This is a genomic window from Halomonas sp. ANAO-440 (genome assembly GCF_019915905.1).
In the GTDB taxonomy this organism is placed as follows: Bacteria; Pseudomonadota; Gammaproteobacteria; order Pseudomonadales; family Halomonadaceae; genus Halomonas; species Halomonas chromatireducens.
The window spans coordinates 43,425-51,465 of the sequence record NZ_JAHXBV010000007.1 but is presented as its reverse complement, the minus strand read 5'-3'; the positions used below and the strand labels follow the sequence as shown (position 1 = coordinate 51,465).

The 8,041-nt window shown below is 63.4% G+C and carries 9 protein-coding genes; 1 reads left to right on the top strand and 8 read right to left on the bottom strand.

Annotated elements, in window-relative coordinates; all coding sequences use genetic code 11:
* Nucleotides 1–1,056, bottom strand: a 1,056-nt coding sequence (locus KZO25_RS19955; protein WP_316935555.1) for a histidine kinase dimerization/phospho-acceptor domain-containing protein, incomplete at its 3' end; no start/stop codon positions are given.
* Between the two features lie 727 nt (nt 1,057–1,783).
* On the opposite strand from KZO25_RS19955, the gene KZO25_RS07090 reads away from it, so the two are divergent.
* Nucleotides 1,784–2,707 (top strand): YihY/virulence factor BrkB family protein, encoded by a 924-nt coding sequence (locus tag KZO25_RS07090; protein ID WP_223136430.1) that lies wholly within the window; start codon nt 1,784–1,786, stop codon nt 2,705–2,707.
* A gap of 50 nt (nt 2,708–2,757) precedes the next feature.
* Here KZO25_RS07090 and KZO25_RS07085 read toward each other — a convergent pair whose 3' ends face one another.
* The 7 genes from KZO25_RS07085 to KZO25_RS07055 form a co-directional block, all read right to left on the bottom strand.
* Entirely contained in the window at nt 2,758–2,982 is a 225-nt protein-coding gene (locus KZO25_RS07085; RefSeq protein WP_223136429.1) for a DUF1049 domain-containing protein, read from the bottom strand.
* 141 nt (nt 2,983–3,123) lie between these two features.
* A complete protein-coding gene (locus KZO25_RS07080) occupies nt 3,124–3,720 on the bottom strand; it encodes a HupE/UreJ family protein (protein WP_223136428.1) in 597 nt (198 codons plus the stop codon).
* Nucleotides 3,721–3,780: 60 nt separating this feature from the next.
* Nucleotides 3,781–4,413 (bottom strand): urease accessory protein UreG, encoded by a 633-nt coding sequence (gene ureG / locus KZO25_RS07075; protein WP_223136427.1) that lies wholly within the window; start codon nt 4,411–4,413, stop codon nt 3,781–3,783.
* 86 nt (nt 4,414–4,499) lie between these two features.
* Nucleotides 4,500–5,234 carry an urease accessory protein UreF gene (locus KZO25_RS07070; RefSeq protein WP_223136432.1) on the bottom strand — a complete coding sequence of 245 codons (735 nt, stop codon included), beginning with the start codon at nt 5,232–5,234 and terminating at the stop codon, nt 4,500–4,502.
* On the bottom strand, nt 5,224–5,781 hold the full coding sequence (gene ureE, locus KZO25_RS07065; protein WP_223136426.1) for an urease accessory protein UreE: 558 nt from the start codon (nt 5,779–5,781) through the stop codon (nt 5,224–5,226). Before ureE ends, KZO25_RS07070 begins: the two co-directional genes overlap by 11 nt.
* A 194-nt stretch (nt 5,782–5,975) precedes the next feature.
* Complete coding sequence (gene ureC, locus KZO25_RS07060) at nt 5,976–7,691, bottom strand: urease subunit alpha (RefSeq protein WP_223136425.1); 1,716 nt, start codon at nt 7,689–7,691, stop codon at nt 5,976–5,978.
* Complete coding sequence (locus tag KZO25_RS07055; RefSeq protein ID WP_114479025.1) at nt 7,688–8,020, bottom strand: urease subunit beta; 333 nt, start codon at nt 8,018–8,020, stop codon at nt 7,688–7,690. The genes ureC and KZO25_RS07055 overlap by 4 nt, the downstream gene beginning before the upstream one ends.
* Nucleotides 8,021–8,041 lie beyond the last annotated feature (21 nt).

The window sequence follows — 8,041 nt, the reverse complement described above, 5'->3', positions numbered from 1 at the left end:
ATTGGCAGCTGCGGCTTGAAAATGTGTCCGCTCTGACTTGACCAGAACAAGTTTCTCGATATCGAGTATGTCATTGATTAGCCGCACCAGCCGTCGACTGTTCTTGTTAGCAATACTCACCAGCGGACGGGCGGAGTCCGGCAGCTCGCCGGCCAGACCGTTATCGAGCATATCCAGCGCACCGCGGATCGCTGTCAACGGGGTGCGTAGCTCATGGCTGACCGTAGCGATGAATTCACCCTTCATCTTTTCAATCTGCAGCCGCTCGGTAATGTCACGCGCTATCGCCAGATACTCACCATGTGCTGGCACCACCCTCACCTCATGAACGGTATCCTCCCCATCATCCTGCCATATGAAACTGGGCATGTTGTCCTTGCCATGCAGCGCGAATCGCCGCCTGAGTTCATCGGCAAAGGACTCATTGGCCGGTGTCGCAACATCCAGGCGTGTAACAAGCCCTGTTTCATCCAGCAGGTAGAGCGCATCGGGAATCGCTTGAAGCAGGGCCGACAAGCGCTGAGTGGTATTCGTCAACACCCGTTTCTGTTCAACCAGTTGAACCCGCAACTGATGCTCTCGCAGCAGCTCCTCCACCTGGGCGGCCAGTTGGTCCAGCCGATCGTGATCCTTGGCCGACAGGGTGCGTGGAAGATGATCCATGAGGCACAGGGTCCCCACGGCGTGACGCCCATCAGGGCGTAACAGCTGACCTGCATAGAAACGGATATGCGGCGGACCGATGACAAAGGGGTTGTCATGAAAACGCGCATCTTCCCGCGCATCTTCCACCACCAGGGCCGTATCGCTGACCACGGCATGTGCACAGAAGGAGATGTCTCGGTGAGTCTCGCACCGCTCAAGCCCCGAGCGTGACTTGAACCACTGGCGGCGCGCATCCACGAGCGAGACCACGGCGATGGGAACCTGGAACAGGTCGCAGGCAAGGGAGGTCAATCGGTCAAAACCGGGGTCAGGCGGGGTATCGAGTATCCCGAGCTCATACAGCGCGGCAAGTCGTAGATGCTCATCCTGATGGTTGGCGGGTCTTCGCATGGACATCCGTGATTGTTGATGTAGCGGTAGCTCTCGTCCTGAATCCTATCAAGGCTTATCCAGCTTCACTACCGTACCCGCAGGACAGCCTGCAGCTGCGATTCGTTCTGAAGAATACTGAGGGATACCTACGCAACGATTCGATTGAGCAGCGTTTCCTTGACGGTGGATGCCAACGATAGTGGCTTCCACCGCACTTATTGACGGTGTTGGTCGCAGATGGTTCTGCTGAGGAAATTGGCCGAACTGAAGTCCTGATGGGACCTGACGGGAACTCAAGGGTGCTCAGCTCAACAATGCCGAGGAGGAGGCAACCGGGCGAGGGCGAGGCGAAAGACAACAGCTGGCACCATTGCTAAACGGCCTCGTCCTGCTACCCGACACGCTATCAGCGGAGTCCAAGCATCGAGAGGATGAAGAGGACAACGACGATCAAGCCGATGATATAGATGATATTGCGCATTCAGCACTCCTTGCTGGCAGGATAAATGGGGAAACGCATGACGAATCTGCTCTCTTCGTCAGCTTCCAGTGTAGCGAACCTGCTGGATTCAGCCAGCGAGAGAGGAAATCAAGTACACCTTGGTTGTCGATTTTCGAGTAGCCTAATACCTTAAACAGAGTAGAAATGTAGCCTGGCAGTGACAGGGACGGCGCAAGGGAAAACATCGTAGTACTCACTGCTGACGGTCGGTAACAGCAATCTGAGCACAAGGACGGCAAACGCATGTCTCGAGCACGCAAAACGCGGAACGTCCTTATCGTTCTACTCCCCCAGGTGGGGAGTTTTCTCTGGCGTGTCCTGTCCGCTTTCCTGCGCAACCGAGGCATCCTCCTGGCCGGAGGAGTCGGCTACAATATCCTGCTCTCCATCGTCCCCTTGTTCGCCCTGATAACGGTATTATTGACGCAGGTCGTTCAGGAACAGATCCTGCTCGACGTGCTCAGCGTCCAGGTGCTGCACCTGGCCCCGGCCCACGCCGAGCTGCTGATGGATGCCGTCCGCGCCCTGCTCGACTCCCGTGATGCCATCGGGCTGTTCGGCATACTGATACTGCTGCTCTTCAGCTCCTTCGCCTTCCGCATGCTGGAGGATGCGCTGGCGATCATCTTCCACGCCCCCGACCCGCACAAGGGACGCAGCATCTGGGTCTCGGTGCTGCTTCCTTACGCCTTCATGCTGGTACTGGGCACCGGTCTGATGGCACTCACCCTGCTGGCCACACTGGCTGAAGCCATCAATGCCCTGTGGATAGCCATCTTTGGCCGAAACATGCCCCTCGCCGGCCTTTCGGAGCCGCTGCTCAACCTGTTCAGTTTCTTCGGAGTCTTCATCCTGTTCAGCGCCATCTACAAGGTGCTGCCGGTGGTAAAAATAGCCCTGAGACGCGCCATCGTGGGTGGCTTCGTAGCGGCACTGCTATGGGAGGGGGTGCGGCTGATACTGGTGTATTACTTCGTCAATCTCTCCTTCGTCAACGTCGTCTACGGCTCTTTGGCCGCCCTCATCGTGGTGTTGCTGAGCCTGGAGGTGGGGGCCATCATCCTGCTGCTGGGGGCACAGGTGATCGCAGAGCTGGAGTACAACGCACGTCGAGGGCTACCGTGGCACGTGGACCCACGCCGGCAGCCGGTCACCCATCTGGATTGAAGCAGGCGGCCGAACGACAGAACCTGTTCGGGCCTGCATCGATGGCATGCTCAACGAGGCCGCTGGGCCCGGTCGGTCCGCAGGCGCCGGATCAGCGTCCACAGGCTCTTGCCAGTGAGCATACCCAGCAGGTAGATGACCACCAGGAGTATTGCCATGGGCAACCGGAGGCTCCAGGTGAAGAATCGCACTTCAACCATGACGATATTCTGTACGACGAGAATCAGTACCAACGCCGCAATAAAAATCTTGACCGCCAGCAGCAGCTTATCCATGCACGCTCTCCGTCGAATAGGACTCCTTCAAGCTGAGCCTGGGGGCGTCGCCTGTCAACTTCCTGCTTTCAACCACCGGCCGCCGATAGGCGGATAGCGGCCATCCGGCTTCCCGGGTGGCCGCAGGGTAAGGCAGGTGGCTCAGCCCAGGGCGAAGAGTGCCCCGGCAGCGGCAATGGCGACCCCGAGGCCACGCACGAGACGGCTCTCGCGCGCCATCAGGATGCCGCCGAGCAGGCGACCGGCATAGGTAATGGCCAGCGTGGCCAGGGTGAAACCGGCCAGGTAGGCGAACATCGAGACGCCGTGGGGCATCTCGTTGCCGTGGGCATGGCCGTGAAACAGCATGAACAGCACGACCACCCCGGCACCAAGCACGCTCGGCACCTTGACCAGGGCGGCGATCAGCACACCTGCCAGCAGCACCGACAGCGCGATACCGAACTCGACCCCGGGCAGCGCCAGCCCGCCCCAGGCCAGGCCGGCACCCAGCAGCATGCCGCCGGCCGCGAGCAGGGGCGCCCCCAGGCGCAGCGGGCGGGACTGGCGAAGGCTCCAGAGGCCGATGGCCAGCATCGCCAGCAGGTGGTCGAGCCCCAGCAGCGGGTGGGTCAAGCCGGCCGCAAAGCCGCCTTCGTGGTGATGACCGGGGTGGGCAACGGCCAGGCCGGCCACCAGCAACATGGCCGGCGCGGCGGCCAGGGCCGCCCGGGTGGCGGGGGAAAGAGCTGACATCATGAGAGCGTTCTCCTGTGCAATGACTGGAACAATGGTGAGGCGATGATGGAAGGTCGGTTGTCAGACGACCGCGGCCTGGTGCCGGCGCTCCGGGAGCATGCCGCGGTCGAGGATGAAGCGGATGATGGCCTCGAGGCCCACTCCGTCATAGAGATTGGTGAAGACGAAGGGGCGCTCGCCACGCATCTTCTTCGAATCCCGCTCCATGACATCCAGCGAGGCATGCACCTGCTCGGCGATATCGATCTTGTTGATGATCAGCAGATCCGACTTGGTAATGCCGGGCCCGCCCTTGCGGGGAATCTTGTCGCCGGCCGAGACGTCGATCACATAGAGGGTGAGATCGGAGAGCTCGGGGCTGAAGGTGGCCGACAGGTTGTCACCGCCGGACTCCACCAGCACCAGCTCCAGGCCGGGGTGACGCGCCTGCAGGTCGTCGATGGCCGCCAGATTCATGGAGGCGTCCTCGCGGATGGCGGTATGCGGGCAGCCGCCGGTTTCCACCCCGAGAATGCGATCCGCCGGCAGCGCATCGTGCTTGAGCAGGAAGTCGGCATCTTCGCGGGTATAGATGTCGTTGGTGACCACGGCGATATCGTAGTGGTCACGCAGAGCAAGGCAGAGCTGCTTGAGCAGTGCCGTCTTGCCGGAACCTACCGGGCCGCCGACGCCGATGCGTAAACAGTGTGTCATGTCGATCTCTCCTTGGCCGCTTAGGCGGCTTTGTCAGGTTCATGGGATGCCGGGCCAACTTCTGCCTGGTGACATCCGCTGTTCCATCAACTGCGAAACAGCCGCGAATATTGGGTTTCGTGTAGTGCGCTGGCCAGCGCCAGGCCGGGCAGAACAGGCCCCAGCTCGTCTTCCTCCAGGGCCAGCGCCTCATCCACCGCCGTCACGAGCGCCGGGCGCAGCCGCTCCACCAGCCACTGGGCCGAGGTATGGCCAAGCGGCAGCGCCTTGCAGGCCACCGCAAGCTGGTTCTCCAGCCAGGCCCAGGCGAAGCCGAGCAGCGCCTGGCGCACCGGCACGCCACGGACATGGGCCGTCCAGGCAAATGCCGTCACGTAACCGGCCCCCGGCGGCAGCGCCGGCGACGCTCTCGAAGGATTTTTCTCAGGGCTATTCGGCAGCAGGTCGAGGCTGCCCAGCAGCCGGATCAGCGAAGCCCCCAGGCGCGAATCTTCCGCCGCCAGCTCGGCGGTTTCGCGGTTGGCCGCAAGCCACCGGTCCCACTCGGCCACCGATTCCCCATCGCCTGCCGCCCAGGCCGCCTGAAGGCGCGCCAGCACCGGCAGCTCGCATCGTGTCAGACCGTCCTCCAGCACCCCTTCCAGCCACTCGCCGAGGCTCTCCTCATCGGTGACCCAGCCCAGCTCGAAGGCACTCTCCAGGCCCTGGGAGAAGGCGAAGGCGCCGATAGGCAGTGCCGGGCTGACCAGTTGCAGGAGCCCCAACAGGGCCAGGTCATCGCCCCCTCCCTGCCCCACCACCGCTGCCCGCTCAGTGGGCATGGGTGTGGCCATGGGGGTGACTATCATGATCGTGCTCATGCTCGTGGTCGTGGTGATGGGCCTGAGAGTGTGAGTGAGGGTGTGAGTGCCCATGACCCAGCTGGTTATAGGCACCGGGCTCGGGGTCGAACGGTGCCTGATGCCGCTCAAGGGCCGCCCCCAGCAGCTCGGCCAGCTCCTCCAGCACATGGTCTGGTGGGAAGCGCACCCAGCCCTGGTCGGGCCTGGCATCGTCGCTGCCCAGGGCCAGCTGCACATGGCGATTGCCCAGGTGGTAGGCCAGCCGCGCCAGCGGCAGGCCGGCGGTTACACGTGCCGTGACTACCGGTTCGATGGCCGCCCTGATGCGCACGATCTCGCCGCTCTCCGCACGCAGCCCCTCGCCGTCGCGCAGCACCGGGCCCCGGTCGAGGAACAGGCCGAGCTCGCGGCCGGCATCGCTTTTCGCCTTGAGCCGGCCGCGAATGCGCAGCTCGAAGGGCAGCGTCAGGGTGTCGCTGGCCTGGTCGGCCGCGACGGGCCCCAGGCGTTCGGTCAGTTTCAGCATCGTTCATTTCCTTTTTTGAGCTTCGAATCCGTAGCCTATTTACCGCGGCTAACCCGGCGACACGTCTAGGCGGGGGCGCTGTGAATACGTCCCTGTACGCTACCGATTCCTTCCCTGGAATCGGACCCCCGCTACGACCTGCCCCCAGCGCCGCTCACTTTGGCGGTCGCAGCCCGTAGTGCGGCGCTCGGCACTCAGAACAGGTGGTAGCGCTGGGCCAACGGCAGCTCGGTGGCCGGCTCGCAGGTCAGCAGCTCGCCGTCGCAGCGCACCTCGTAGGTCTGCGGGTCGACGGTCAGCTCCGGGCAGGCGTCGTTGAGTTTCATGTGCTGCTTGCGCACGCCGCGCACGTTGCGACACGCCGAAAGCTCACTGTGCAACCCCAGCCGCTCCTTGATGCCGGCCTCGATGGCCGCCTGGCTGACGAAGCTGAGGCGAGTGGCGCTGGCCGCACGGCCCAGGGCACCGAACATGAAACGGTAATGCACCGGCTGTGGCGTCGGGATCGAGGCATTGGGGTCGCCCATGGGGGCACCGGCGATCATGCCGCCCTTGATGATGAGTGCCGGCTTGACGCCGAAGAAGGCCGGGTCCCACAGCACCAGGTCGGCCAGCTTGCCCAGCTCGATGGAGCCCACCTCATGCGCGATGCCGTGGGTGATGGCCGGGTTGATGGTGTACTTGGCGATATAGCGCTTGGCGCGAAAATTGTCGGCGCCCAATGCCGCGTCTTCCGGCAGCAGCCCGCGCTGCACTCTCATCTTGTGGGCGGTCTGCCAGGTGCGGCACACCACCTCGCCCACCCTGCCCATAGCCTGGGAGTCCGAGGCGATCATGGAGATCACCCCCAGGTCGTGAAGAATGTCCTCGGCGGCGATGGTCTCACGGCGAATGCGCGAATCGGCGAAGGCCACGTCCTCGGGTATGTTCGGGTCCAGGTGGTGGCACACCATCAGCATGTCGAGATGCTCGTCGATGGTATTGACCGTGTAGGGCCGCGTCGGGTTGGTGGACGACGGCAGCACGTAGGACTTCGCGCAGGCGGTAAGGATATCCGGCGCATGGCCGCCCCCAGCCCCCTCGGTATGGTACGTATGAATGCCGCGCTCCTTGAACGCCGCCAGTGTGTCCTCGACGAAACCCGACTCGTTCAGGGTATCGGTATGGATCGCCACCTGGACGTCGTACTCGTCGGCGACGCTCAGGCAGTTGTCGATGGATGCCGGGGTGGTGCCCCAGTCCTCGTGGAGCTTGAGGCCCATGGCGCCGGCAACGAGCTGGGACTCCAGCGCCTCCGGCAGGCTGGCGTTGCCCTTGCCGAGCAGGCCGATGTTCATGGGCATCTCGTCCACCGCCTGGAGCATCTTGCCGATATGCCAGGTCCCGGGCGTGCAGGTGGTGGCCTTGGAGCCGGTGGCGGGCCCGGTACCGCCCCCGAGCATGGTGGTAATGCCACTCATCAGCGCCTCCTCCACCTGCTGGGGGCAGATGAAGTGGATATGGGCGTCGATGCCGCCAGCCGTCAGGATCATGCCTTCGCCGGCGATGACCTCGGTGCCGGGACCGATGACGATCGCCACATCGGGCTGGGTGTCGGGGTTGCCCGCCTTGCCGATGGCAGCGATGCGGCCGGCCTTGAGCCCCACGTCGGCCTTGACGATGCCCCACCAGTCGAGGATCAAGGCATTGGTGATCACGGTATCCATCACCGCGTCGTCATGGCGTTGGCTCTGGCCCATGCCATCACGGATCACCTTGCCACCGCCGAACTTGACCTCGTCGCCGTAATGGGTCGCATCGTCCTCGACCTGGATCCACAGCTCGGTGTCGCCCAGGCGCACCCGGTCGCCGGTGGTGGGGCCGTACATATCGGCATAGGCCTGGCGGCTGATCTTGTTATCGGGCTTCATGGCTTGCCTCCCTTGTCCGCCGTGTCGAGCGCGCCCATCACCTCGCCGCGGAAGCCATACACATGGCGACGGCCGACGAAGGGAATCAAGGTAACCTTGCGGGACTGGCCGGGCTCGAAGCGGATGGCCGTGCCCGCCGCCACGTCGAGGCGGTGCCCACGCGCGCGGTCGCGATCGAAGGTCAGCGCCGGATTGGCCTCGGCAAAGTGATAGTGGGAACCGATCTGGATCGGCCGGTCGCCGGTATTGGCGACCTCGATACTGATCCGTTCACGCCCCTCGCAGAGCGCGATCTCGCCATCTTTCAGTTGATACTGTCCTGGAATCATGGGGCCGGGAATCATGGATGT